We start from the raw sequence: 24,253 nt of genomic DNA, 5'->3' as shown, positions 1-24,253 counted from the left end.
GGGTTGTGGCCGGACGTCCGGTTGCCTGCGAGGGCAACCGGAAACGCTCAACCTACAAGGCCGCGTCGATTTTCTTGGCTGCGTCGTCGCTCACCCATGCGTGCCAGACTTCAGGATGTTCCTTGAGGAAAATTTTCGCCAGTTTTGGTGATTCAATTCGCTCTTTGGCCATGCGGCCCAGGTTCTGGTTCAGCAGGTCGATGGGCAGGTTGACCTTTTCCAGCACGGTCACCAACTCCGGGGCTTGCTCGTGGAAGGTCTTGGACAGACCGACCTTGATGCTCACGCTTTTATCCACACCGGGCTTTTCTTCCAGCTTCACCAGGTCGACCTGACCCATCAACGGGGTGGGCGACCAGTAATAGAACAGGATCGGCTCGCCACGCTTGTAGCTCGACAACACCGCCGCATCCAGCGCCGGGCCTGTGCCTGGGCGGAAGTTGGTGTAGGTGCTTTCCAGGCCATAGCTTTTCAGCATCTCGCTGTTGTCCAGCTCACAGGTCCAGCCGGCCGGGCAGTTGTAGAAACGGCCCTTGGACGGCTCTTCCTGGTCCTTGAACACCGAGGCGTATTTGGCCAGGTCGGCGATGTTTTTCAGGTCCGGTGCCTTGGGTTCCAGCTTGCGCTTGGCGTCGCCTTCGATCACGTAGCGCGGCACGTACCAACCTTCGACAGCGCCCACGACTGGAGCACCGACACCGACGACCTTGCCGGCCTTCTCGGCCTTGTTCCAGACTTCACTGCGGCCTACCCACTCCTCGGCGAACACCTGGATGTCATTGCTGCTCAGGGCGTTTTCCATGGTGATGGAGTTACCCGGCAGGCTGTCGGTTTTGCAGTCATAGCCTTTTTCCAGCACGGTTTGCAGGATGTCGGTCAGCAACATGCCGCTTTCCCAGTTCAAACCGGCAAATTTCACCGGCTTGCCGGACTCGCACCAACCTGCCGCCTGGGCGCCGGCGGTGGCCAGCAAGCCAGCAGAGAACAACGTGGTCAGCAGGGTCTTATGCATTTTCATTGTGTGACGCTCCCAATCATGAAATGGATTACGGCAGTCAAAAGGCGTCCTGCCTTGTCCACGTCCCCTCAGGCCTGTGCAGCCAGCCCGTTTGTCGTTGGTGCAGCGCCCTGCTCTACTGGCAGGATCAAACGTTCAGGCGTCGGGCTGTGCCATTTTCTGGCAGCCCAGTAGTACAGCGCAGCCGGCACCACCAGGCCGATGATCCAGGAGATATCGGTGTCGCCGAGGCTGGCGACCATTGGCCCGGTGTAGAAATGCGTGGAGATGAACGGCATCTGAATCAGCACGCCAAACACGTAGATGCTGATGCCCATCAGGTTCCAGCGACCATAGCGACCGTCGGGATTGGACAGCGCCGGGATGTCGTAGCGCTCTTTGGTGATGCAGTAGAAATCCACTAGGTTGATCGCGCTCCACGGCGTGAAAAACGCCAGCAGGAACAGGATGAACGCGGAGAAATCCTTGAGGAACGAGTCCTTGCCCAGCAACGCCAGCGCGGCGGCAATCGACACCATGACAAAGATGTACAGCAGGCGCGTGCCACTGCCGATATGCCGGCTGCCACGGAAACCGCTGATGATCGTCGCGATGGACATGAAGCTGCCGTAAGCATTCAGGGTGGTCACGGTGACCTTGCCGAAAGCGATGCTGAAATACAGCAGCGCCGCGACGATCCCGGTGCCACCCAGGCCGACGATAAACGACACTTCGTGGTGAGCGAATTGCGAACCGGCCAGGGCCGCCGCAAACACCCCAAACACCATCGAAGCCTGCGCGCCGATCACTGAACCCAGGCCCACGGCCCAGAAGGTTTTCGACGCTTGAGTGCTGCGTGGCAAATAGCGCGAGTAGTCCGCCACATACGGGCCGAACGCAATCTGCCAGGACGCCGACAGGGAAATCGCCAGCAGGAAACTGCTGAGGGAAAAATGCTTGTTGCCCAGCAACGCACCGATGTCGTTACCGGCCAGCAACTTGTAGAACAGGTAAACAAAAGCAACCACGCCCAGCACGCTGGCGATGCGACCGATACCGTGAATTACCCGGTAGCCGAAGATCGTAAACACCATGATCAGCCCCGCAAACAACACGATGCCGACCCAGTCTTCAACGTGGAGCAACTGCGCCACCGCCTGCCCCGCCAGCAACGAGCCGCTGGCGGAAAAACCGATGTACATCAGGCACACCAGCACCAGCGGGATGACCGCGCCATACACGCCAAACTGCACGCGGCTGGAGATCATTTGCGGCAAGCCCAATTGCGGGCCCTGGGCTGCGTGCAGCGCCATGACGCCGCCACCCAGCAGTTGACCGATCAACAGACCGATCAACGACCAGAACACATCACCACCCAGCACCACGGCCAGGGCCCCGGTGACAATCGCGGTGATTTGCAGGTTGGCACCCAACCACAGGGTGAACTGACTCAATAGACGGCCGTGTCTTTCCGCTTCCGGGATGTAGTCGATCGAACGTCTTTCGATCAACGGGGTGGTGCTTGCACGAGCGTCTGTTACAGCCATTTATGTTCAACCTCTGATGGATTGTTTTTGGGTGAAACGCAGATCAAATGTGGGAGCGGGCTTGCTCGCGAAAGCGATGGGTCGGCTAACGACTTCGGTGACTGATACACCGCATTCGCGAGCAAGCCCGCTCCCACATTAGTTATTTGATCATCGGGAGATTGAGGCCCTGCTCTTTGGCGCAGTCGATGGCGATCTGGTAACCCGCATCGGCATGCCGCATCACGCCGGTGGCCGGGTCGTTGTGCAGCACGCGGGCGATTCGCTCGGCCGCTTCGTCGGTACCGTCGCAGACGATCACCATGCCGGAGTGCTGGGAGAATCCCATGCCCACGCCACCGCCGTGATGCAGCGAAACCCAGGTCGCGCCGCTGGCGGTGTTGAGCAAGGCGTTGAGCAGTGGCCAGTCGGACACGGCGTCGGAGCCGTCCTGCATCGATTCGGTTTCACGGTTGGGGCTGGCCACCGAGCCAGAGTCCAGGTGGTCGCGGCCGATCACGACAGGTGCCGACAGCTCGCCGCTGCGCACCATTTCGTTGAACGCCAGGCCGAGCTTGGCGCGCTGGCCCAGGCCAACCCAGCAGATACGTGCCGGCAGGCCCTGGAAGCTGATGCGCTCGCGGGCCATGTCCAGCCAGTTGTGCAGGTGGGCGTCGTCCGGGATCAGCTCTTTGACTTTGGCGTCGGTCTTGTAGATGTCTTGCGGGTCGCCCGACAGTGCCGCCCAGCGGAACGGGCCGATGCCGCGGCAGAACAGCGGACGGATGTAGGCCGGTACGAAACCGGGGAAGTCGAAGGCGTTTTCCACGCCCACTTCTTGTGCCATCTGGCGGATGTTGTTGCCGTAGTCGAAGGTCGGCACGCCCATTTTCTGGAAGTCCAGCATCGCCTGAACGTGCACCGCCATGGATTGCTTGGCGGCCTTGATCACTTCGGCCGGTTCGGTCTTGGCGCGGGCGCGGTATTCGTCCCAGGTCCAGCCAGCCGGCAGGTAGCCGTTGAGCGGGTCGTGGGCGCTGGTCTGGTCGGTGACCATGTCTGGGCGCACACCGCGCTTGACCAGTTCCGGCAGGATTTCCGCCGCGTTGCCCAGCAGGGCGATGGAGATCGCCTGGCCGGCCTTGGTGTATTTGTCGATGCGCGCCAGGGCGTCGTCGAGGTCGGTGGCTTGCTCGTCGACGTAGCGGCTGCTCAAGCGGAAATCGATGCTGACCTGCTGGCATTCGATGTTCAGCGAGCACGCGCCGGCCAGGGTGGCCGCCAGAGGCTGTGCGCCGCCCATGCCGCCGAGGCCGGCGGTCAGTACCCAGCGGCCCTTGAGGTCGTCGTTGTAATGTTGGCGACCGGCTTCGACGAAGGTTTCGTAGGTGCCTTGGACGATGCCCTGGCTGCCGATGTAGATCCAGCTGCCGGCGGTCATCTGGCCGTACATGGCCAGGCCCTTGGCGTCGAGTTCGTTGAAGTGTTCCCAGCTCGCCCAGTGCGGCACCAGGTTGGAGTTGGCGATCAGTACGCGCGGGGCGTTGCTGTGGGTCTTGAACACGCCGACGGGTTTGCCGGATTGCACCAGCAGGGTTTCGTCGTCGTTGAGGTTGGTCAGGCTTTCGACGATCTGGTCATAGCATTCCCAGTTGCGCGCGGCACGGCCGATGCCGCCGTACACCACCAGTTCTTTCGGGTTCTCGGCAACCTGTGGGTCGAGGTTGTTCATCAGCATGCGCAGCGGCGCTTCAGTCAGCCAGCTTTTGGCGGTGAGCTTGTTGCCACGGGCAGCGCGGATTTCAACGTCACGGTACTTGGTAGGCTTGGTCACAAAAAATTCCTCAACGATCAATGCGCGAACATGATTGGTGCGAAGAGGATACTCATGGACTCTTACGCACACATCTTTACTTGTACATACAAGCATATGCAATCAAGCGGCCAACTTGGCGGAGGGCAGTTGCAGATTTTCCGCGAACGGGAGCGCAAGCCTTTAAGAACAAGGCTTGGCAGCTTGATGAATTTTCTTGCAGAAGGTTTTTACAGCGAGGGAGGCTCGTTACTCAGGCAGGCTTTTGCGCCATGCTGGGGCATTCGGTAACAAGTTGGTGCGGGAAGTGGGAACAGTTTTTGTAGGAGCGAGCTTGCTCGAAAAAGGTACATTCAACGTAGCAATACGCTTGAAATACCTTCGCGAGCAAGCTCGCTCCTACAGTGGTTTAGTGTGCAGTCAGTTCGATGACGCAGCAACGGCCAGTGATGCTGACGTCCAGCAAGCCAGTGTTACCGTCCAATTGCAGGCAGTCATGACGGTTCAGCCGCTCACCGAGCACCTTCACTTCATCCGCCACGCTGAACACCACCACGGCGTGCGCCGCGCTGAAGAAACGCTGCGTACCGTCCATCCACTGCAACCGCGCCTGATAGCGCTGCGGCGAATAGATGAGGTTGAAATCGCGGATCGGCCCACCGATCAAGCGGCAGGACACCTGGCTGTCACCCTTGAACGGGAACGGTTGCAGCGGTAACAAACCACGCTGTTCCTCGCCGTCCACTGTCAGCACCATGCCCGAACCTTGCAGCACGGTGATGATGCGCTGGTACCCGGCGAAGGTGGAGAACCCGCCCGACTCGGCGATATCGGCAATCGACAGGCGCCAGCCGAAACCGTCCAGGCCCTCGCCCGCGTCACGGGTGATTTCTTCAGTGCTGCCGCCGCCATTTTTCCACGGCATGCGGACGTAATCGGCGGCGCGCCAGACTTTCATCGAACTCATTTACTGAAACGTCCTTCCAGGCTATGACGGGAACCGGGGTGGATCAAACGCGCTGCCGTGACCGGCTGGCGGCCAGACCAGGTACGACGGCGAATCAACAGGCACGGCTCGCTGGTTTCGATTTGCAGCAAATTGCATTCGTGGGCGTCGGCGAGGATCGCTTCGACCACGTGCTCGCCTTCAGTCAGCGGCGCCACCTGGTTGAGGTAGGCATAAGGCGTTTGCTGGGTGAAATCCTGCTGCAGGTATTCCGGCGCGACCAGAGCGTTGACGAAGCGGTCTTCGATTTGCACCGGGATGTCATTTTCGTAGTGCACGATCAACGAGTGGAACACCCGCCCGCCTTCGCGCATTTCCAGGGCGACGGCGCGCTCGGAACCGGCGGCTTCTTCACCGAGGGTAATAACCTTGCACGTATGCCGATGACCGCGAGAGGCGATCTCATCGGCAATGTTGTGCACTTCAAACAGCGCCGACTGGCTCTTCGGCTCGGCGACAAATGTGCCCACACCTTGCATGCGCACCAGCAGGCCTTCAGCGGTCAACTCGCGCAGGGCACGGTTGATGGTCATGCGGCTGAAGCCCAGTTGGTTGACCAGTTCGCTTTCCGACGGCACGCGATAATGCGGCGGCCAGTTGCCGTTGAGGATCTGCTGGCTGATCATCTGTTTGACGCGGGCGTACAAGGGCGCCGGACTTTCGTCCATGTGGGCAGCCAGTGGAGACTTGGCGGGCGGAGTCGGCACAGGAAATCCTTGCAGGTGAAAAAGAAGCATAGCTTGCCGGAGTTTACCGAGCAGGCAAACGTCTGTATATGTATATACAAATAAACACACGACCGGGGTGCCTGAATCATGTCCGCTTTCTTTGCCGAACGCGCGCTGCTGCCTAATGGATGGGCCAATGATGTACGTCTTGAAGTCAGCGCCGACGGCCTGCTGACCAAGGTTGAGCCCAACGCCAGTGCAGACGGTGCCGAACGGCTCAGGGGCCCGGTGCTGGCGGGCATGCCGAACCTGCATTCTCACGCGTTCCAGCGGGCGATGGCCGGGCTGGCGGAAGTGGCCGGCAACCCGAATGACAGCTTCTGGACCTGGCGCGACTTGATGTACCGGATGGTTGGCAAGATCAGCCCCGACCAACTGCAGATCATCGCGCGCCAGCTGTATATCGAAATGCTCAAGGCCGGCTACACCTCGGTGGCCGAATTTCACTACGTGCACCATGACGTCAGCGGCCAGCCTTATGCCGACCCTGCGGAGCTGTCGCGACAAATCAGCCAGGCCGCCGTCAGCAGCGGTATCGGCCTGACCTTGCTGCCGGTGCTCTACAGCCATTCCGGTTTTGGCGGCCAGGCACCCAATGAAGGCCAGCGGCGCTTTATCAACAGCACCGAGCATTACCTGAACCTGCAATCACGCCTGCAACCGATTCTGGCCGCACAACCGGCGCAACAACTCGGCCTGTGCTTCCACTCGCTGCGTGCGGTAACCCCGCAACAAATCAGCGAAGTGCTGGCCGCCAGCGACAAGGCGTGCCCGGTGCATATCCACATCGCCGAGCAGCAGAAGGAAGTCGACGACTGCCTGGCCTGGAGCGGCAAGCGTCCGCTGCAATGGCTGTATGACAATGTTGACGTGGATCAGCGCTGGTGCCTGGTGCACGCCACCCACGCCAACCCGGAAGAAGTGACGTTAATGGCCAAAAGCCGGGCGATTGCCGGGCTGTGCCTGACCACCGAAGCCAACCTGGGCGACGGGATTTTCCCGGCGGTGGACTTCCTGGCCCAGGGCGGGCGCATGGGGATTGGCTCCGACAGCCATGTGTCACTGAGCGTGGTGGAAGAATTGCGCTGGCTGGAATACGGCCAGCGGCTGCGGGACCAGCGGCGCAACCGGCTGTATCGCAGTGATCAGCCGATGGTCGGGCGGACGCTGTTCGATGCCGCGTTGGATGGCGGTGCCGAAGCGCTGGGGCAGCCGATCGGGCGCCTGGAAGTCGGCAAGCGTGCGGACTGGCTGGTGCTGGATGGCAACGATCCGTACCTGGCGACGGCGAACGAAGACGGGATTCTCAATCGCTGGCTGTTTGCCGGTGGTGATCGCCAGGTGCGCGACGTTCTGGTGAACGGGAAGTGGGTGATTCGCGACGGGCATCACGCCGCCGAAGAAGACAGCAGCCGGGCGTTTACCCAGGTCTTGCGGGATTTGCTGGGCTAACAGACGACACATAACAAATGTGGGAGCGGGCCTGCCTGCGATAGCGATGGTGAATCCAACACCGCTATCGCAGGCAAGCCAGCTCCCACATTGGAACGATGTCGTTCTTCCGTTACTGCGAGGTCTTCGCCATCTGCTTGTCAGACGTACGCCAGATCAAACGCGTGGTGTCATACCCCTGTTGCCGCGCCCTGCTCAGCAGGTCTTCGCGGGTGTCGGCGCTGACTGTCGGCGTGCGGGACAACAACCACATGTAGCGCCGGCTCGGGCTGCCGACAATGGCGGTCTTGTAGTCATCACTGACGTACAGCACCCAGTAATCGCCCTTGGCCACGCCCGGCAACAGCGAGGTGAACCAGTTATTGAATTCCACCCACAGTTTGTCGGTCCTGCCGGCGACCTGCGGCGTGGCCGTGCCCTTGGCTTCTTGCCACTTCCACTCAGGCGTCAGGCAGCGGTTGAACACCGACATATTGCCATCGGGCAGCAGCGTGTAGCGGGCTTCGGACTGTGCGCAATTGCGCTGGAAGTACATCGGCAGACGGGCCAACTCATACCAGGTGCCCTGGTAACGCTTGAGGTTGACGCTGCCAACAGTCTTGGGTTGCAGATCATCGCCAGAATGGCTGGCGCAGCCCGCCAAAAACAGGCTGGCGCAGAGGTATAGAACGAAACGCATCATGTTGTTTTTCTCCCGCAGGCTTTCGCCCCGGTTTACTTCAGGCCTTGCCCGGAAAAAATCAGTACTTTGTCACCGGCATATTGCACGCTGATAAAGCTGTTTTTATCGCCCCAGGTGCAACTGGACATACCCAGTGCGCCGGAACAATCAGTCGGCTTACCCAGCAACGACTCCACTTCGGCCTTGGGCATGCCGGCCGACAGTTTTGCGTAATTTTCTTGAGTGACCTTGCTGCAAGCGGCCAGAAGCACGCAAAACGACAACAGGGCGAGACGGCGTAACGACATGGAAAAACTCCTGGAGAGACGAAGCAGCTTGGGGGTCTGCCAGAAGCTTAGAAGGGAAAAGGGGTTTCTGGTTCCCGACGAGCGAAAACAAAAAAGCCCCGAAAACGCTGAAACGTTTCGGGGCTCAATCAAGCGAATCAAATCACTGTAGGAGCGAGCTTGCTCGCGAAACACGTTCAGGCGGCGCGGGCAACCAGGCAGCTCGTGTCATCGTTAACGCTCTTCGCGAGCAAGCTCGCTCCTACAGGTCACCAGGCTTACGCCTTGTGGTAACCGGTCACACGCTCAACTTCTTCCTTCGAACCCAGGAACACTGCCACGCGCTGGTGCAGGCCTTCAGGCTGGATGTCGAGGATGCGCTGGTGGCCGTCGGTGGACGCACCGCCCGCCTGTTCAACCAGGAACGACATCGGGTTGGCTTCGTACATCAGGCGCAGCTTGCCCGGCTTGGACGGCTCGCGGCTGTCACGTGGGTACATGAACAAGCCACCACGGGTCAGGATGCGGTGCACGTCGGCAACCATCGCCGCTACCCAGCGCATGTTGAAGTTCTTCTTCAACGGCCCTTCTTCGCCGGCCATCAACTCGCCTACATAGCGGGTAACCGGCTCTTCCCAGTGGCGCTGGTTGGACATGTTGATTGCAAATTCCTGGGTGGACGCAGGAATGGTGATGTCTTCGTGGGTGAGCACGAAGCTGCCCATTTCACGGTCCAGGGTGAAGCCTTTGACGCCATCGCCCAGGGTCAGTACCAGCATGGTCTGCGGGCCGTAGATCGCGTAACCGGCAGCTACCTGCTCGGTGCCTGGCTGCAGGAAGGCCTTTTCGTTCAGGGCTTCGTTCTGGCTCAGGTATTCGTTCGGGCAACGCAGTACCGAGAAGATGGTGCCGACCGGCGCGTTGATGTCGATGTTCGACGAACCGTCCAATGGGTCGAATACCAGCAGGTACGCGCCTTTCGGGTATTTGCCCGGGATCTGGTAGGCGTTGTCCATTTCTTCGGACGCCATGCCGGCCAGGTGACCGCCCCATTCGTTGGCTTCGAGCAGGATTTCGTTGGAAATCACGTCGAGCTTCTTCTGCACTTCGCCTTGTACGTTTTCAGTGCCCATGCTGCCCAGGACACCACCCAGCGCGCCTTTGGAGACGGCATGGCTGATTTCCTTGCAAGCACGCGCCACCACTTCGATAAGGAAGCGCAGATCGGCAGGCGTGTTGTTGCTGCGGGTCTGCTCGATCAAATAGCGACTCAGGGTAACGCGGGACATGGAAGGCTCCGGAAATTGGGGGCTAAAAACCCGCGCAGTTTAACGCGAGTCGGGGCGTATTTCCTCCTATCAGAGGATTTAAACCCAATAGAGTTCATGGACTTTATTTAACGTGCCACCGGCGGCTTGCGCAGCAAACTGTAGGCCATGGCTCCAAGTGCCGCCACACCGAGCAGCAGCACGGCCCAAAGGCCGAGCTTTTTCCAGTTCGGCCCGGCATCGACAGGGGTCGCAACCGCTGGCGAAGTCACCACCGCCCCGCCCGCCACTTTGGCCTGCCCAAGCGCGGCGAGGCGTTCGGCGCTGTAATCCGGGATCAACGTCGACAGCGGCAAGTTCGCGCCCTTCACCGACGGATTGCCCAACGCCAAAGTGAACGGTGGCTCGCCCCGTGCCAGGAACACCAACTGCGTGGCCCGCACTGCAAAGCTCAAAGTCGGTGCCTCAACACCCAGGCCACCGCCGCGTTCGTCCACATTGAGCTTGAGTTGCGCAACGGCCTGGCCGGGCAGCTGCAATTCGTTTTGTAAAACGTCCTGGCCATTTTGCGTCAATCGATAGAGCAAGCCACTGCTCAAAGGCTGCCACGCTTGATTGCTTTCCCGACGGCCCGACAGAGTGACCGGTGCGAGGCTGTTGGGTTGGCTCAGGTCGATACGCAGACGTTCGACGTTCAGCGCTTTGGGCAACTGCCAACTGTATTCGCCGGCCTTGAGCCGGCTACCCGACAGTGGCTGCGACCACACCAGCGGCAACGGCAAGCTATGGGCACTGACACTCTCCAACTGCGCCGACGTCAGCGTCGGTGCCGCCTGGCCTTTCCACAGCAGGCGCAGATACCGCGCCGACTGCCCCGGCAGACTCACTTCATGCTGCTCGACGCGTTCGTCGGCAAACGACAGCCGCGCCACCTGCCCTTCGCCCCAGGAGCGCCAGTGCTGCAAATCATCACTGGCTTCGATGCTGAAGCGCTGGAAGCCGTCGCGCTCGCTGGTCCAGTCGAGGATCAGTTGCTGCAGCGGCGCCTTGATCCCACTGGCATCAAGCAACCAGCCGCGCAGCACTTCTTCGCCGGCCTCCAGTTGGCTCGGCGGCTGCACCTGCACCAGTGTGCCGGTCGCTGTGGATTGCACGCGCACGCTGGGCACTGCTTCAGCGGAGTCGGCCGCGGCGTACAGCGGGAACCACTTCACATTAGCCAGGCTGCGGCTTTCGGTGCTTTGCGCCGACTGCCGCGCCAGCGCATAAGCCTGAGGTTCGCCGGCTGCGTTGAACACGCGAGCATCACTCAAGTCGGCCTGACGGGCACTCAATTGCACCGCCAGCGGCAGCTCCAGGCGATACCAAGGGCCTTCACCGCTGACCGTCAGCGGTACCCGCGTGGTGAAATCGGCGGGCGTTTCCTGGGCCCAGGCCGACAACGTTGTGCACAACCCCAACAGCGCCACACTCAACTTGCCCATCAAGAGGCCACTCCTTCAGTTTCAACCACCGGATCGGGACGCTTGGGCGGCAGCGGAGCGAAATAGCCCACCACCAGCAACAAACCGCCCACACCGATAAACGATACGATCCGCGCCAGTCCGCCACGGTTGCTCAATTCGACGAAGAACAATTTGGCGACCACCACGGCAATCAACGCCGCACCGATCAGCCACACCTCACGCCGATGACGCAGATGGCCACCGATCATCAGGCTCAGGGCAATCAGGGTCCAGACGATCGACAGCCCGGCTTGCACCAGCATCGACTCCAGCAGCGCATCCAGATGGAATGGCACGCCGCCCCAATGGTGAGCCGTGCGCATCACCAGGGCGGTGAAGAAGGCGAACAGCGAAACCCCGGCAACCCCCTGGGCGATCAATTCGGCGCGCGGCCCGCGTTGCGGGGCGGCACTGCGGGACCACAGGTACACACCCAGCAGCGCGAACAACAACCCCAGATCCAGCGGGTTAAGCAGCGGCACATACGGCAGCGGCTCGGCGGTGCCGTCGCTGAAGATATTCGCCAGCCAGAACCAGCCGAGCATCAGCACGGCCAGCGGCAGCGCGGCATACAACCGATACTCGCGCGGGTACGCCGACACCGGCCACGACCAACTGCGCGGCGCAGCGGCGAGCACCAGGTACAGGCTCGGCAGAATCGCCCAGCCCAACCAGCGCCAGGCGTTGTATTCCTCGGACAACAGCAACAGGCCGTAGCGCAACTCCAGCGCCAGCACGCCGATCAGCAGCCAGCAACCGAGCACATGCGCGGCGCTCAGGGCTTTCTCCGGAATGACCGAAGCCAGGCGCCGCAGCGACACGAAGTGCACCGCAAACACCGCCGCCCACGCCAGCCAGGCAAAATTCGCTGCCGGGTGATAACGCGAGCCCCACGCGCCCAGCAACACCACGCCCACCGCCGGCATCAACAGCGTGCACAACACGCCCAGCGACGCCCATTGCAGGCGCAGGGCCAGCACTGCCCAGATCGCCACACTCACTGCCGCTACTGCCAACAGCCAAGTGCCTTGCAGCATCGACGGCGCAAAACGCAGCACTTCGCTGACCAACGCCAACGTCCACCAACCCGCGCCCCACACCAACAGCACGTCGGACAGCCGCTGCAAACTCAACGCTTCGAACACCGGCGCATGAGGCCGACGCTGCAAGCGCCAGGCACCGACCAGCGCTGCCAGCCCGAGCACCATCGGCGTCCAGAAGCCGCTATGACCCAAAGGACGCAAGCCTTCGCTGGTCAACGGCCCGAACAGGTCCGGCACCGCGATCAGGAACGACGCGCCGCCGACGATTTGCAGCAACAACCCAAAGACAAAACTGACGCGCTGTTGGAGATAGAGGCTCAGCCAGATGATCAACAAGCCGCTGGCCGCCCACACGCCGCTGGCGGTCTCCCAGGGCAGCACGAACAGCACCGCGAGGTTGATCAGCACCAGCCCGGCCAACAGCACCACCGACAGGCCACGCAACAACCGCACATCGCTGCGCACCATCGTGTCCCGCGCTGCCAGCAACATGCCGCCGACCAACGCCAGGCCAATCAGCGAGGCGGTGAGCAAGCCGCTCCAGCCGGCACTGAAGACCGCACCCGAATCAGTGCCCGCTTGAAGGCGCAGCAGGAACAGCGCCCCACCCAGCAGTTGCACGGCAAACGCGGTGAAGAGGAACGTGCGCGAGCCGACCCGCAGACCGACCAGCAAGGTCGCAAGGCCCGCTATCGCCCAACTGATGGCGGTACCTTGGGTCGACAGCAGCAGCGGTGCGAGCAGGTACAAGAAGCCCAGGCCGACACTGGCCAATACCGGCAAGCCACGACGTTCCCACAGCGCCGCCTGCTCAGTCGGGGCTTTGCGCAGCTGGAAGAAACTGAACAGCAATGCCGCACCGAGCAGCAACGCACCGAGCGGCGCGCCATCCAACAGACTGGTCTCGCCAACCCGCAATTCGCTGAGGAACGCCAGCGCCGAGCCGACTTGCAACAGCAAGCCAAACGCCCGCGCCAACGGCCGTTGCTGGCGCAAGCCGAGCCAGAAGATACCGGCGCCTTCCACGGCCCAGGCTGCAGCCGTCCAACGTGCGTCGAGGCCCAGGGGAATTGCCAGGCTGGCAAAGATCACACCCAGCGCCAGGCAGGTTTCCGCCAGCAGCAAGGCGCGACCGCCGCTCAACAAACGGGCCAGGCCCATGTAGATAATGCCCAGGACCAGCGCGCTGAACGCGGCGGCAAACTCCAGGTGCTGCACCAGCGCAAACTGCAACCCGAAGCCTACCAGCGGTGGGCCGAACAGCATGCTGCCGTCAACATAGTCGCCCTTGGCCGCTGACCAGCGCAGCAATGCGCCACGGCTGTCATCCTCCGGTGCGTCGCGCATCTCCAGCAACTTGCGCCGGGCGAACAACAGGCCAATGCCCAGGTACATCAGGAAAAACACAATCAGGAACGGCTCGGTGCTCCACAACAGCTCCGGCGTATAGGAGCGCATGCCCCAGGCGAAGCCGATACCGAAGGTGCCGACAAAGCCGATCAGGTTGAGCAGGCGCCAGGCCTTGAACCAGGCGATGGCGAGAATGCCCGTGTTAAGCAGGGCGAAATAGCTGAACAGCGCCACATGGTTACCGGCGCCGGTAGACGTGAGGATAGGTGCGGCAAAACCACCGAGGGCGGCGGCACAGGCCAGGCCGAGGGCGTCCTGGGTAATCGCCAGGATCGCCGAGAACACCGTGACAGCCACCAGCAAGCCTAAGGCCGCACCGGGATCAAGCAGCGGATGCAGGCGCATCGCGGCGAACACCGTCAGGTACAACACGGCGATGCCGGTGCCTTGCAACATCAACCCGTAATTGCTGTTGCGCAGCCGCAGCCACCAACCCAAACCCAGCAAGGCCAGTGCACAGCCGGCAACGCCCGCGTAACGCAGCTCGATCGGCACCACCATGCCTTCAGTGGCATAACGCAGCAGGAACGCCAGGCCGAGGAACAACAGCACCACGCCGACCCGCAGCACGGTGTTGCCGCCGAACAGCCAGTTGCGTGCGCCACTGATGGCGCGTTCGATGAAGTTGGGGCCGCGAGGTGCCGCAGGCGTAGCCGGTTGTTCAGGGATTTTTTCGCTCGGCTCAGCCCTCCAGACGTCAGCCGGCAATGGCTGGCTGGGCTCGGCCGCCACAGTTGCGTAGGCCGGTTCCAGTTCAGCGGGTAATTCCCAGACGAGTTCGGGCGGCGCCGGTACCGGCAGCGGCTCTTCGACAAAGACAGGTTCGGGGGTTTCAACGGCACCCGGTCTTTCCAGCAAGGCCAGGCGTTGCTCGACTACTTTAAGGGCGCTCCTGGCAGACTCCAGCTGACGGCCTTGCTCCTCCGTACGCGAGGCAAGCATCGACAGGCGAATCGCCTGGCCAATGCCCAAACCAAGCAGCGCTCCAATGCCCGCGTCACTGAACGACTCATCGAGTGTCCAGCCGAGCACCAGGCCAATCAGCATGAAAATCCATTGCATGGCGGATATCCCTAAGCAGCCCGAAGCGGGCGGAACCGGGGCTTAGTATATCGACAAGGCCCAACACAGGTTGGGCCTTGGGGCACAGATTAAGAAAACTCAGTCCAGAGCCTTCCAGATTTCCGTCGCATATTCCCGGATGGTCCGGTCCGACGAGAACCAGCCCATGCGCGCGGTGTTGAGCACCGCCGAGCGCCACCATTCCTTGGAATCGTGCCAATGGGCCTCGACCCGCGCCTGGGCACCCCAGTAGGAATCAAAGTCGGCACAGACCAGGAAGCGGTCGTAGTCGATCAGCGAATCCACCAACCCGGCATAACGGCCCGGATCATCCGGTGAGAACACGCCGCCGCGAATCGCTTGCAGTACGTCGTTCAAGCGATGGGATGCGGCAACATCCGGCCCGGCATTGAATTCACCGGCATGTTTGCGCGCTTCCACCTGTTCGGCGCTGAGACCGAAAATGAACATGTGTTCGGCGCCCACGCGCTCGTGCATCTCGACGTTGGCGCCGTCCATGGTGCCGATGGTCAACGCACCGTTGAGGCCGAACTTCATGTTGCTGGTGCCCGACGCTTCAAAACCGGCTGTGGAAATCTGCTCCGACAAGTCGGCCGCCGGAATGATGCTTTCCGCCAGGCTGACGTTGTAGTTGGGCAGGAACACTACCTTGAGCAAACCGCGCACAGTGGGGTCGTTGTTGACGGTGCGGGCGATGTCGTTGGTCAGCTTGATGATCAGCTTGGCCTGGTGATAGCTGGCCGCTGCCTTGCCGGCGAAGATCTTCACCCGCGGCACCCAATCGGTGCCCGGCTCGGCACGGATCGCCTGGTACAGCGCGACGGTGTGCAGCAGGTTCAACAGCTGGCGCTTGTACTCGTGGATCCGCTTGACCTGCACATCGAACATCGCCGCCGGGTTGACTGAAATCCCCAGGCGCTCGTGAATGATGTCGGCCAGTGCCCGTTTACTGTGCAGCCGCTGTTCGGCGAAGGCTTTGCGGAACGCTTGCTTCTCGGCGAAGGTTTCCAGCTCAACCAGACGGGTTTCGGTGTTGTCGAGAATGTCCGGGCCCAGCGCTTCCACCAGCATCGCCGTGAGTTTTGGATTCGCCTGGAACAACCAGCGGCGGAACGTAATGCCGTTGGTTTTGTTATTGATGCGGTCCGGGTAGAGCTTGTGCAGTTCGGAGAACACCGTGCTGCGCATCAGTTGGGTGTGCAGGCCAGACACGCCGTTCACGCTGTGGGAACCAAGGAACGCCAGGTTGCCCATGCGTACGCGGCGGCCGTTGTCTTCTTCGATCAAAGACACTGCACGCAGTACGTCGAAGTCGTGGATGCCTTTGGCTCGCAGCGAGTCGATGTGCTGGGCGTTGATCAGGTAAATGATCTGCATGTGCCGCGGCAGCATGCGTTCCATCAAGCCGACCGGCCAGGTTTCCAGCGCCTCCGGGAGCAAGGTGTGGTTGGTGTAAGACAGGGTTTCGACGGTCACGTCCCAGGCGGCATCCCACGGGATGTCGTGCAGGTCCACCAACTGGCGCATCAACTCGGCCACCGCAATCGACGGGTGCGTGTCGTTGAGCTGGATGGCCGCGTGTTCGCCCAGGCTCAGCACCGAGCCGTGCATGTTTTTGTGGCGACGCAGCAAGTCCTGCAACGAGGCGGAAACGAAGAAGTATTCCTGGCGCAGGCGCAGTTCCTGCCCCGCTTCGGTGCTGTCGGCCGGGTAAAGCACTCGGGAGATGCTTTCGGCGCGGGCCACTTCGGCGACAGCGCCCAGGTGGTCACCAGCGTTGAAGCGTTCCAGGTGCAGGTCTTCTACGGCCCGGGCACGCCACAGGCGCAAGGTGTTGACGCTCGCGCCACGCCAGCCGACGACCGGGGTGTCATACGCTACCGCGCGTACGGTTTCATTCGGTGACCACACCTGAATCGACTTGCCGGACGCATCCAGCAGGGTTTCCACGCCACCGCCAAAGCCGATCGGGTAGATCACCTCGGCGCGCTCGAACTCCCACGGGTTGCCGAAATCCAGCCAGCGTTCGGTTTGTTCCTGCTGCCAGCCATCGACAATCGCCTGGCGGAACAAGCCGTGCTCATAACGAATGCCATAACCGTGGCCGGCAATGCCCAGGGTCGACATGCTTTCCATGAAGCACGCCGCCAGGCGACCAAGGCCACCGTTGCCCAGGGCCGCGTCGGGCTCCAGCAGGCGAATGCGCTCCATGTCCACGCCCAGCTCGCTCATGGCCTCACGGGCCACGTCCAGCAAGCCGAGGTTGCTCAGGCTGTCGTAGAGCAGACGGCCGATCAGGAATTCCAGCGAGAGGTAATAGACCCGCTTCTGTCCCTTGCGGTAGATGTGCCGCGTGTGGTTCATCCAGTGGTCGACCATGTGGTCGCGGGCGGCCAGTGCGATGGCTTCGAACCAGTCGTGGTCGAAGGCGTGATCGGGGTCCTTGCCCACCGCGTAGGTAAGTTTGGTCAAGACGGCATCGCGAAATGCGGCTACCTCTGCTTCTCGTACAAGCGGTTCCTGAGACATCAATGCGACCTCGGGCGAGATAGAAGGAGTTGCTAGAGCCTAGACGGTCTGACAGACGGTAGACGCTCTGGTTCGGCAGTTTTTAAACTCATTCACCTTTGCGTGATTTAGATGCAGGGGCCGTGCCCGTTTATGGCCCAGCACAGCCTTCGAGCTGAAACCTGGAAGATATTGTTCAAAAAATCACCAATTCCGGTATGATCCCGCGCCGGATAACACCCCTCTTGGAAACCTGATGAAGCCTCAACTGATCGCCGCCGCGGAACTCGACCGTCTCGAGACCTGGCAGAAATACTCAAGCCATATGTGTGGCGGCTGTGTGTCGAGCTGCTGCACCCTGCCGGTTGAGGTGAAGATCAAGGACCTGATCCGCATCGGCATCGTCGATGAGTTCGAGCGAGGCGACCCGCCGAAGAACATCGCCAAGCGCTTGCAGAAGGAAGGCATCGTCGAGCGCTTCAACGCCAAATCCGAGATCTTCACCCTGCAGCGCATGAGCAACAACGATTGCCTGTACCTGGATCGTAAGAGCCGCTTCTGCACTATTTATGACAAGCGCCCGGATACTTGCCGCAATCACCCGAAAATCGGGCCACGGCCGGGGTATTGCGCGTATAAGCCGAAGGAAGTGGTGCGCGAGACCAAGTTGCGTACGCTCGATAAGTTCTGATCCGAATGCTTTATTGCTTGAACTACCGCTTTCGCGAGCAAGCCCGCTCCCACATTTGAAATGCATTCCAAATGTGGGAGCGGGCTTGCTCGCGAAGAGGCCGGCACGGTCACCACACAATCCCCAGACAAACAAAAACGCCCCCGACCTTGCGGTCGGGGGCGTTTTTTTTGCAGCTAACTAAAAGACTTAGTTACCGGCTTTTTTCGCAGCGCGGGTACGCTCGCTTTCGCCCAGGATCTTCTTACGAAGACGGATGGACTTAGGAGTGACTTCGCACAATTCGTCTTCTTGAACGAATTCCAGAGCCTGCTCCAGGGTGAAGCGGATAGGCGGAACCAGAGCGATGGTTTCGTCTTTACCCGAAGCACGCATGTTGTCGAGCTTCTTGCCTTTGGTTGGGTTGACGCCCAGGTCGTTGTCGCGGCTGTTGATGCCGACGATTTGACCTTCGTACACGTCTTCACCGTGACCCAGGAACAGTTTGCCGCGAGCTTGCAGGGTTTCCAGCGAGTAAGTCAGAGCCTTACCGGTAGCAACCGAAACCAGCACGCCGTTCTGACGGCCGGACATGTCGCCGGACTTCATCACGTCGTAACGGTCGAAGATCGAGGTCAGGATGCCTGCACCGGAGGTCAGGGTCAGGAACTCGTTACGGAAACCGATCAAGCCACGAGCCGGGATGTTGTACTCAAGGCGCACACGGCCCTTGCCATCCGGAACCATGTTGGTCAGGTCGCCTTTACGGATACCGATCTGTTCCATGATCGAACCTTGCGATTCTTCCGGCAGGTCGATGGTCACGTTTTCGTACGGTTCGTGCTTCACGCCGTCAACCATGCGGATGATCACTTCCGGACGACCAACACCCATTTCGAAGCCTTCGCGACGCATGGTTTCGATCAGTACCGAGAGGTGCAGCTCACCACGGCCGGAGACTTTGAACTTGTCGGCGGTGTCGCCTTCTTCAACGCGCAGGGCAACGTTGTACAGCAGCTCTTTGTCCAGACGCTCCTTGATGTTCCGGGAGGTCACGAACTTGCCTTCTTTACCGCAGAAAGGCGAGTCGTTTACCTGGAAGGTCATGGAAACGGTTGGTTCGTCAACGGTCAGCGGCTTCATCGCTTCGACGTTCAGTGGGTCGCACAGAGTGTCGGAGATGAACAGCTGGTCGAAGCCGCTGATGCAGACGATGTCGCCGGCAGCTGCTTCTTCAACGTCGATGCGGTGCAGGCCGTGGTGACCCATCAGCTTCAGGATACGACCGTTGCGCTTCTTGCCGTCGGCGTCGATAGCGACAACCGGAGTGTTCGGCTTGATGCGGCCACGAGCGATACGGCCAACGCCGATAACACCCAGGAAGCTGTTGTAGTCCAGTGCGGAGATTTGCATCTGGAACGGACCATCGCGGTCGACTTTCGGCGCAGGTACGTTGTCGACAATCGACTGGTACAGCGGAGTCATGTCTTCAGCCATGTCGGTGTGTTCCAGACCGGCAATGCCGTTCAGGGCCGAGGCGTAGACGACTTTGAAGTCCAGCTGTTCTTCGGTAGCACCCAGGTTGTCGAACAGGTCGAAGATCTGGTCCAGAACCCAGTCCGGACGTGCGCCTGGACGGTCAACCTTGTTGATGACCACGATTGGACGCAGGCCGGCTTCGAAAGCCTTCTTGGTCACGAAACGGGTTTGCGGCATAGGGCCGTCTTGAGCGTCAACCAGCAGCAGAACGGAGTCAACCATCGACATTACGCGTTCAACTTCGCCGCCGAAGTCGGCGTGGCCCGGGGTGTCCACGATGTTGATGTGGTAGCCGTTCCAGTTGATGGCGGTGTTTTTCGCCAGAATGGTAATACCGCGCTCTTTCTCCTGTTCGTTGGAGTCCATCACGCGCTCGTCGTTAAGCTCGTTGCGCTCCAGGGTGCCGGATTGACGCAAGAGTTTGTCTACCAGGGTGGTCTTACCATGGTCAACGTGAGCAATGATGGCGATGTTGCGTAGATTTTCGATCACTTGTGTATCTCGATCAGAGGATTCGGTGTGCTGACAGGTCGTGGCAGCGATTAACAGTAGAGTCAGGCCTTGCCGTTACAGCTTGACGGCAGAGTCGGGGGGCCGGTGACGCAGGCCACAGGCAAACAGCCCCGGGCTCTTAGCTCGGTCGATAAACGCGCACATTGGCATGCCCCTCACTGAGCAAATGGTGGGCATGCAGGCGACTCATCACGCCTTTGTCGCAATACAACAGGTACTGACGGCTGTCATCCAGTTCCTTGAAACGCGCATTCAATGCATAGAACGGCAGCGTTTGTACGTCGATGCCAGCAATTTCCAGCGGCTCGTCTTCAGCGGCATCCGGGTGACGGATGTCGATGATGATCTGACCGGCCAGAGCCTCGCTGACTTCTTCGATCTGCAAATCCTGGCCCAATTCGTCGATAACCCGATCGATCGGCACCAGTTTGGCGTTCTCAAGCGCTCGCTCGAGAACTGCCATGTCGAACTGTTGTTCTTCGTACTCCACGCGGTTGCGTTTGGCGTGGGTCTTGGGGTTCACCGAGATGACCCCGCAATATTCCGGCATGTGCTTGGCGAAATCCGCCGTGCCGATCTGGGTCGCCAGGTCGATGATGTCTTGCTTGTGACTGGCGATCAGCGGGCGCAATACCAGCTTCTCGGTCACAGAGTCGATCAACGACAGGTTCGGCAGGGTCTGGCTGGACACCTGGGAAATCGCTTCACCGGTGACCAGTGCGTCGATTTCCAGCCGATCCGCGATTCGGGACGCAGCGCGCAACATCATACGCTTCAATACTACGCCCATATGACTGTTATCGACTTTCCCGAGAATTTCTCCCAGGACTTCCTCGAACGGTACGCTGACAAACAGCACCCGTTGCGAGCTGCCGTACTTCTTCCAGATGTAATGCGCGACTTCCATCACGCCCAATTCGTGTGCACGCCCGCCCAGGTTAAAGAAGCAGAAGTGGCTCATCAGCCCGCGGCGCATGATCTGGTAGGCCGCAACGGTGGAATCGAAACCGCCGGACATCAATACCAGGGTCTGCTCCAGGGCACCCAGCGGGTAGCCGCCGATGCTGTCGTGCTGGCTGTGGATCACAAACAACCGTTGGTCGCGAATTTCCATCCGCACTTCAATTTGCGGCGCTTTCAGGGAAATTCCGGCGGCGCCGCACTCGCGACGCAGCTTGCTGCCCACGTATTTCTCTACATCCATGGAGGTGAAAGGGTGCTTGCCGGCACGCTTGCAACGCACCGAAAAAACCTTGCCTGCCAGTACATCGCCGTAGTGCTGTTTGCACTTTTCGGTGATGTCGTCGAAGTCACCCAACGGGTACTCGTCGACCTGCAGGAAATGCGCGATGCCCGGCACGCAGCTCAGGCGCTCGGTCATGTCCTTCAAGGCCTTGGGGTCTGTGAGGCGGGTTTCCAGCTCGAGATTGTCCCACACACCGTTCACCACCACAGCCGGGTCCAGATCGCGGAGCACGGCACGGATGTTCTTGGCCAATTGACGGATGAAACGCATCCGTACCGGTCGGCTCTTGATGGTGATCTCGGGGAAGACTTTAACGATTAATTTCATGAAAACAGCGCGCGCAGGCCCAGCCGAAAAAGGGGGGCGCGGATTATAGCGGAAATCGCTCAAGGTTTAACCAGTTAATATGCATCGGACCTTTCGCGCACCAAAACGGGTCATAAACGAAAATTCGCGCTACATTGCGGTGCGCATTTTCTTCCGCTTTAGCGGATTGCACCTTTATAGGGGCGTTTTTGTGGCAAAAAACCCATGTCGGGGCACTGGCATGCAATTTGCTCTCTTGTGAGGCAGGTTGCCTTGGTCGAGTATTCGCGCCGGCATCACCCACATTCTAAGGGCTACTCCACTACCCCAGCCCGAAGCCACCCGGAGGACACTATGTCGAAGTCGGTTCAACTCATCAAAGATCATGACGTCAAATGGATTGATCTGCGCTTCACGGACACAAAAGGCACTCAGCACCACGTGACCATGCCAGCTCGCGACGCGCTGGATGACGCCTTCTTCGAAGAAGGCAAAATGTTCGACGGCTCCTCCATTGCTGGCTGGAAAGGCATCGAAGCTTCCGACATGATCCTGATGCCGGACGACAGCACCGCCGTACTCGACCCGTTCACCGAAGACCCAACGCTGATCATCGTCTGCGACGTGATCGAGCCTTCGACCATGCAAGGCTACGACCGTGACCCACGTGCGATCGCCAAGCGTGCCGAGGAATACCTGAAGTCGACCGGTATCGGTGACACCGTATTCGTAGGTCCGGAACCAGAATTCTTCATCTTTGATTCGGTCAAGTTCAAGTCCGACATCTCTGGCTCCATGTTCAAAATCTTCTCCGAACAAGGTTCGTGGATGTCCGACCAGGACATCGAAGGCGGCAACAAAGGCCACCGCCCAGGTATCAAAGGCGGCTACTTCCCGGTTCCTCCGTTCGACCACGACCACGAAATCCGTACCTCCATGTGCAACGCCATGGAAGAGATGGGCCTGGTCATCGAAGTTCACCACCACGAAGTGGCGACTGCCGGCCAGAACGAAATCGGTGTGAAGTTCAACACCCTGGTTGCCAAGGCTGACGAAGTACAGACCCTGAAGTACTGCGTACACAACGTGGCTGATGCCTACGGCCGTACCGCTACCTTCATGCCTAAGCCTCTGTACGGCGATAACGGTTCGGGTATGCACGTTCACCTGTCCATCGCCAAAGATGGCAAGAACACCTTCGCTGGCGAAGGTTATGCCGGCCTGTCCGACACCGCCCTGTACTTCATCGGCGGCATCATCAAGCACGGTAAGGCCCTGAACGGCTTCACCAACCCGTCGACCAACTCCTACAAGCGTCTGGTCCCAGGTTTCGAAGCGCCAGTGATGCTGGCCTACTCGGCTCGCAACCGTTCCGCTTCGATCCGTATTCCTTACGTGTCCAGCCCTCGCGCTCGCCGTATCGAAGCACGTTTCCCGGATCCGGCAGCCAACCCGTACCTGGCCTTCGCTGCCCTGGTAATGGCCGGCCTGGACGGTATCCAGAACAAGATCCACCCAGGCGACGCCGCCGACAAAAACTTGTACGACCTGCCGCCTGAAGAGGCCAAAGAGATCCCACAAGTGTGCGGCAGCCTGAAAGAAGCCCTGGAAGAGCTGGACAAGGGCCGTGCGTTCCTGACCAAAGGCGGCGTGTTCAGCGACGACTTTATCGATGCCTACATCGCCCTGAAAAGCGAAGAAGAAATCAAGGTCCGTACCTTCGTACACCCACTGGAATACGAGCTGTACTACAGCTGCTGATCCGGTAGCGCTGCGTAACGTGGCGTGATGAAAAAAGGCCTCCTTCGGGAGGTCTTTTTTTTGCCCGCAAAACCCTGTGGGAGCGGGCTTGCCCGCGAAAAATCCAAAGGCACCGCATTTCTTCAATATTTACGCGTTATCGTTAACGACCTTCGCGAGCAAGCTCGCTCCTACAGAAGAGGGTTCTGCCTTGAAATTCAAATTCGCCTTCATCTTGCTGGCCATTAGTGCCAGCGCATCCGCCGCGCCGCCCACCCTCGCCCCACTGCTCGACAGCATCGCCGAACGCCTGGCGATTGCCGACCAGGTGGCCTTGAGCAAATGGGACAGCCACAAGCCCGTCGAAGACCGTGCGCGGGAGCAGGACGTGATCGCCAGCGTCGTCGCCCAAGCGCCGAGCTACATACTGGCACCGGCCCAGGCCGAGCAGTTTTTTTCGGCCCAGATCGAAGCGAACAAATTGGTGCAGTACGCCCATCTGTCCGATTGGCAGTTGCAAGGCAAGGCACCCAGCGACCCGAGCCCGGATCTGGTCGGTCAGATTCGCCCGAAACTGGACCTGCTGCAAAAACGCCTGCTGCAACAGCTGGCGGACTTCACCCCGGAGCGCACCAACCCGCAATGCCCACAATGGCTGGCCCAGGCCAATCACGCGCCGGCACATGACCCGCTGCACCAACTGGCGATGATCCGCGCCACCGCCGAGCTGTGCCTCTACAAAGGCTGATCACCAGGAAAGCCTTTTGGCTTTCCTGAACAGACTCTTCAAAACCGCACTATATTGGTGCAACAGGCTGCACCCTTCCCACTTACCCAACCCATTTTGGTTCGAAAGTTCCCGCTCAAGCTGGCAGAACGCCACAGTTTCGCGCCTTAACCCCCCATTTCAGGGCTTTAACGCTTCTTTTCGGAGCTTTGGTTTGGTTTTTGC

Annotated in this window: 17 protein-coding genes; 4 read left to right on the top strand and 13 right to left on the bottom strand. The window is 60.2% G+C overall.

The features are described 5' to 3' along the window. Positions 1-52: 52 nt before the first annotated feature. The 5 genes from ACA046_RS02015 to hutC all read right to left on the bottom strand — a co-directional run bounded on the left by ACA046_RS02015 (position 53) and on the right by hutC (position 6,079). Positions 53-1,018 carry an ABC transporter substrate-binding protein gene (locus ACA046_RS02015; RefSeq protein ID WP_497675827.1) on the bottom strand — a complete coding sequence of 322 codons (966 nt, stop codon included), beginning with the start codon at positions 1,016-1,018 and terminating at the stop codon, positions 53-55. Positions 1,019-1,086: 68 nt separating this feature from the next. After that, positions 1,087-2,544, bottom strand: a complete 1,458-nt coding sequence (locus ACA046_RS02010; RefSeq protein WP_497675826.1) for a purine-cytosine permease family protein — start codon at positions 2,542-2,544, stop codon at positions 1,087-1,089. 142 nt (positions 2,545-2,686) lie between these two features. Continuing rightward, positions 2,687-4,357 (bottom strand): urocanate hydratase, encoded by a 1,671-nt coding sequence (gene hutU / locus ACA046_RS02005; RefSeq protein WP_459025516.1) that lies wholly within the window; start codon positions 4,355-4,357, stop codon positions 2,687-2,689. A 388-nt stretch (positions 4,358-4,745) separates the two neighbouring features. Continuing rightward, positions 4,746-5,303: a HutD/Ves family protein gene (locus tag ACA046_RS02000; protein WP_459025514.1), complete on the bottom strand. Its 558-nt coding sequence runs from the start codon at positions 5,301-5,303 to the stop codon at positions 4,746-4,748. Continuing rightward, complete coding sequence (gene hutC, locus ACA046_RS01995) at positions 5,300-6,079, bottom strand: histidine utilization transcriptional repressor HutC (protein ID WP_497675825.1); 780 nt, start codon at positions 6,077-6,079, stop codon at positions 5,300-5,302. The genes ACA046_RS02000 and hutC overlap by 4 nt, the downstream gene beginning before the upstream one ends. Before the next feature lie 78 nt (positions 6,080-6,157). Between hutC and ACA046_RS01990 the strand changes: the two genes are divergently transcribed. Then, entirely contained in the window at positions 6,158-7,522 is a 1,365-nt protein-coding gene (locus ACA046_RS01990) for a formimidoylglutamate deiminase (protein ID WP_459025512.1), read from the top strand. Positions 7,523-7,634: 112 nt separating this feature from the next. Here the strand turns inward: ACA046_RS01990 and ACA046_RS01985 are convergent, their stop codons facing one another. The 6 genes from ACA046_RS01985 to ACA046_RS01960 form a co-directional block, all read right to left on the bottom strand. Continuing rightward, the gene (locus ACA046_RS01985; RefSeq protein ID WP_017478186.1) at positions 7,635-8,204 is read right to left on the bottom strand and encodes a lipocalin family protein; all 570 of its coding nucleotides are present in this window, start codon (positions 8,202-8,204) and stop codon (positions 7,635-7,637) included. A gap of 32 nt (positions 8,205-8,236) precedes the next feature. Beyond that, on the bottom strand, positions 8,237-8,491 hold the full coding sequence (locus ACA046_RS01980) for a hypothetical protein (protein WP_003217986.1): 255 nt from the start codon (positions 8,489-8,491) through the stop codon (positions 8,237-8,239). A 257-nt stretch (positions 8,492-8,748) separates the two neighbouring features. Then, the gene (locus ACA046_RS01975; protein ID WP_003217989.1) at positions 8,749-9,759 is read right to left on the bottom strand and encodes a class 1 fructose-bisphosphatase; all 1,011 of its coding nucleotides are present in this window, start codon (positions 9,757-9,759) and stop codon (positions 8,749-8,751) included. A gap of 107 nt (positions 9,760-9,866) precedes the next feature. Then, on the bottom strand, positions 9,867-11,222 hold the full coding sequence (locus ACA046_RS01970; protein WP_459025509.1) for a DUF3999 domain-containing protein: 1,356 nt from the start codon (positions 11,220-11,222) through the stop codon (positions 9,867-9,869). Next, a complete protein-coding gene (locus ACA046_RS01965; protein WP_497675824.1) occupies positions 11,222-14,758 on the bottom strand; it encodes a DUF2339 domain-containing protein in 3,537 nt (1,178 codons plus the stop codon). Before ACA046_RS01965 ends, ACA046_RS01970 begins: the two co-directional genes overlap by 1 nt. Before the next feature lie 99 nt (positions 14,759-14,857). Then, a complete protein-coding gene (locus ACA046_RS01960; RefSeq protein ID WP_497675823.1) occupies positions 14,858-17,308 on the bottom strand; it encodes a glycogen/starch/alpha-glucan phosphorylase in 2,451 nt (816 codons plus the stop codon). Positions 17,309-17,543: 235 nt separating this feature from the next. Here ACA046_RS01960 and ACA046_RS01955 point away from each other — a divergent pair, with 235 nt between their 5' ends. Beyond that, positions 17,544-17,978 (top strand): YkgJ family cysteine cluster protein, encoded by a 435-nt coding sequence (locus ACA046_RS01955; RefSeq protein WP_076018122.1) that lies wholly within the window; start codon positions 17,544-17,546, stop codon positions 17,976-17,978. Between the two features lie 189 nt (positions 17,979-18,167). On the opposite strand, the gene typA is transcribed toward ACA046_RS01955, so the two are convergent. Continuing rightward, a complete protein-coding gene (typA, locus tag ACA046_RS01950; RefSeq protein ID WP_497675822.1) occupies positions 18,168-19,988 on the bottom strand; it encodes a translational GTPase TypA in 1,821 nt (606 codons plus the stop codon). Positions 19,989-20,127: 139 nt separating this feature from the next. Further along, a complete protein-coding gene (thiI, locus tag ACA046_RS01945) occupies positions 20,128-21,582 on the bottom strand; it encodes a tRNA uracil 4-sulfurtransferase ThiI (protein WP_318301977.1) in 1,455 nt (484 codons plus the stop codon). A gap of 333 nt (positions 21,583-21,915) precedes the next feature. Between thiI and glnA the strand changes: the two genes are divergently transcribed. Then, positions 21,916-23,322 (top strand): glutamate--ammonia ligase, encoded by a 1,407-nt coding sequence (gene glnA / locus ACA046_RS01940; protein WP_076018125.1) that lies wholly within the window; start codon positions 21,916-21,918, stop codon positions 23,320-23,322. A 190-nt stretch (positions 23,323-23,512) separates the two neighbouring features. Beyond that, positions 23,513-24,049, top strand: a complete 537-nt coding sequence (locus ACA046_RS01935; RefSeq protein WP_497675821.1) for a chorismate mutase — start codon at positions 23,513-23,515, stop codon at positions 24,047-24,049. Positions 24,050-24,253 lie beyond the last annotated feature (204 nt).

It is taken from the genome of Pseudomonas sp. LBUM1641, assembly GCF_059716235.1.
Note: the sequence above shows the minus strand (reverse complement) of the source record. Positions and strands in the feature narration are given on the sequence as shown.

What these genes read in the sequence shown, in the direction of transcription:
- hutC (WP_497675825.1), bottom strand. Translation starts at nt 6,079, where the DNA reads ATGCTTCTTTTTCACCTGCAAGGATTTCCTGTGCCGACTCCGCCCGCC.
- ACA046_RS01980 (WP_003217986.1), bottom strand. Translation starts at nt 8,491, where the DNA reads ATGTCGTTACGCCGTCTCGCCCTGTTGTCGTTTTGCGTGCTTCTGGCC.
- ACA046_RS01960 (WP_497675823.1), bottom strand. Translation starts at nt 17,308, where the DNA reads ATGTCTCAGGAACCGCTTGTACGAGAAGCAGAGGTAGCCGCATTTCGC.
- ACA046_RS02000 (WP_459025514.1), bottom strand. Translation starts at nt 5,303, where the DNA reads ATGAGTTCGATGAAAGTCTGGCGCGCCGCCGATTACGTCCGCATGCCG.
- ACA046_RS01955 (WP_076018122.1), top strand. Translation starts at nt 17,544, where the DNA reads ATGAAGCCTCAACTGATCGCCGCCGCGGAACTCGACCGTCTCGAGACC.
- ACA046_RS01990 (WP_459025512.1), top strand. Translation starts at nt 6,158, where the DNA reads ATGTCCGCTTTCTTTGCCGAACGCGCGCTGCTGCCTAATGGATGGGCC.
- glnA (WP_076018125.1), top strand. Translation starts at nt 21,916, where the DNA reads ATGTCGAAGTCGGTTCAACTCATCAAAGATCATGACGTCAAATGGATT.
- ACA046_RS01970 (WP_459025509.1), bottom strand. Translation starts at nt 11,222, where the DNA reads ATGGGCAAGTTGAGTGTGGCGCTGTTGGGGTTGTGCACAACGTTGTCG.
- ACA046_RS01975 (WP_003217989.1), bottom strand. Translation starts at nt 9,759, where the DNA reads ATGTCCCGCGTTACCCTGAGTCGCTATTTGATCGAGCAGACCCGCAGC.
- ACA046_RS01965 (WP_497675824.1), bottom strand. Translation starts at nt 14,758, where the DNA reads ATGCAATGGATTTTCATGCTGATTGGCCTGGTGCTCGGCTGGACACTC.
- ACA046_RS02010 (WP_497675826.1), bottom strand. Translation starts at nt 2,544, where the DNA reads ATGGCTGTAACAGACGCTCGTGCAAGCACCACCCCGTTGATCGAAAGA.
- ACA046_RS01985 (WP_017478186.1), bottom strand. Translation starts at nt 8,204, where the DNA reads ATGATGCGTTTCGTTCTATACCTCTGCGCCAGCCTGTTTTTGGCGGGC.
- ACA046_RS02015 (WP_497675827.1), bottom strand. Translation starts at nt 1,018, where the DNA reads ATGAAAATGCATAAGACCCTGCTGACCACGTTGTTCTCTGCTGGCTTG.
- thiI (WP_318301977.1), bottom strand. Translation starts at nt 21,582, where the DNA reads ATGAAATTAATCGTTAAAGTCTTCCCCGAGATCACCATCAAGAGCCGA.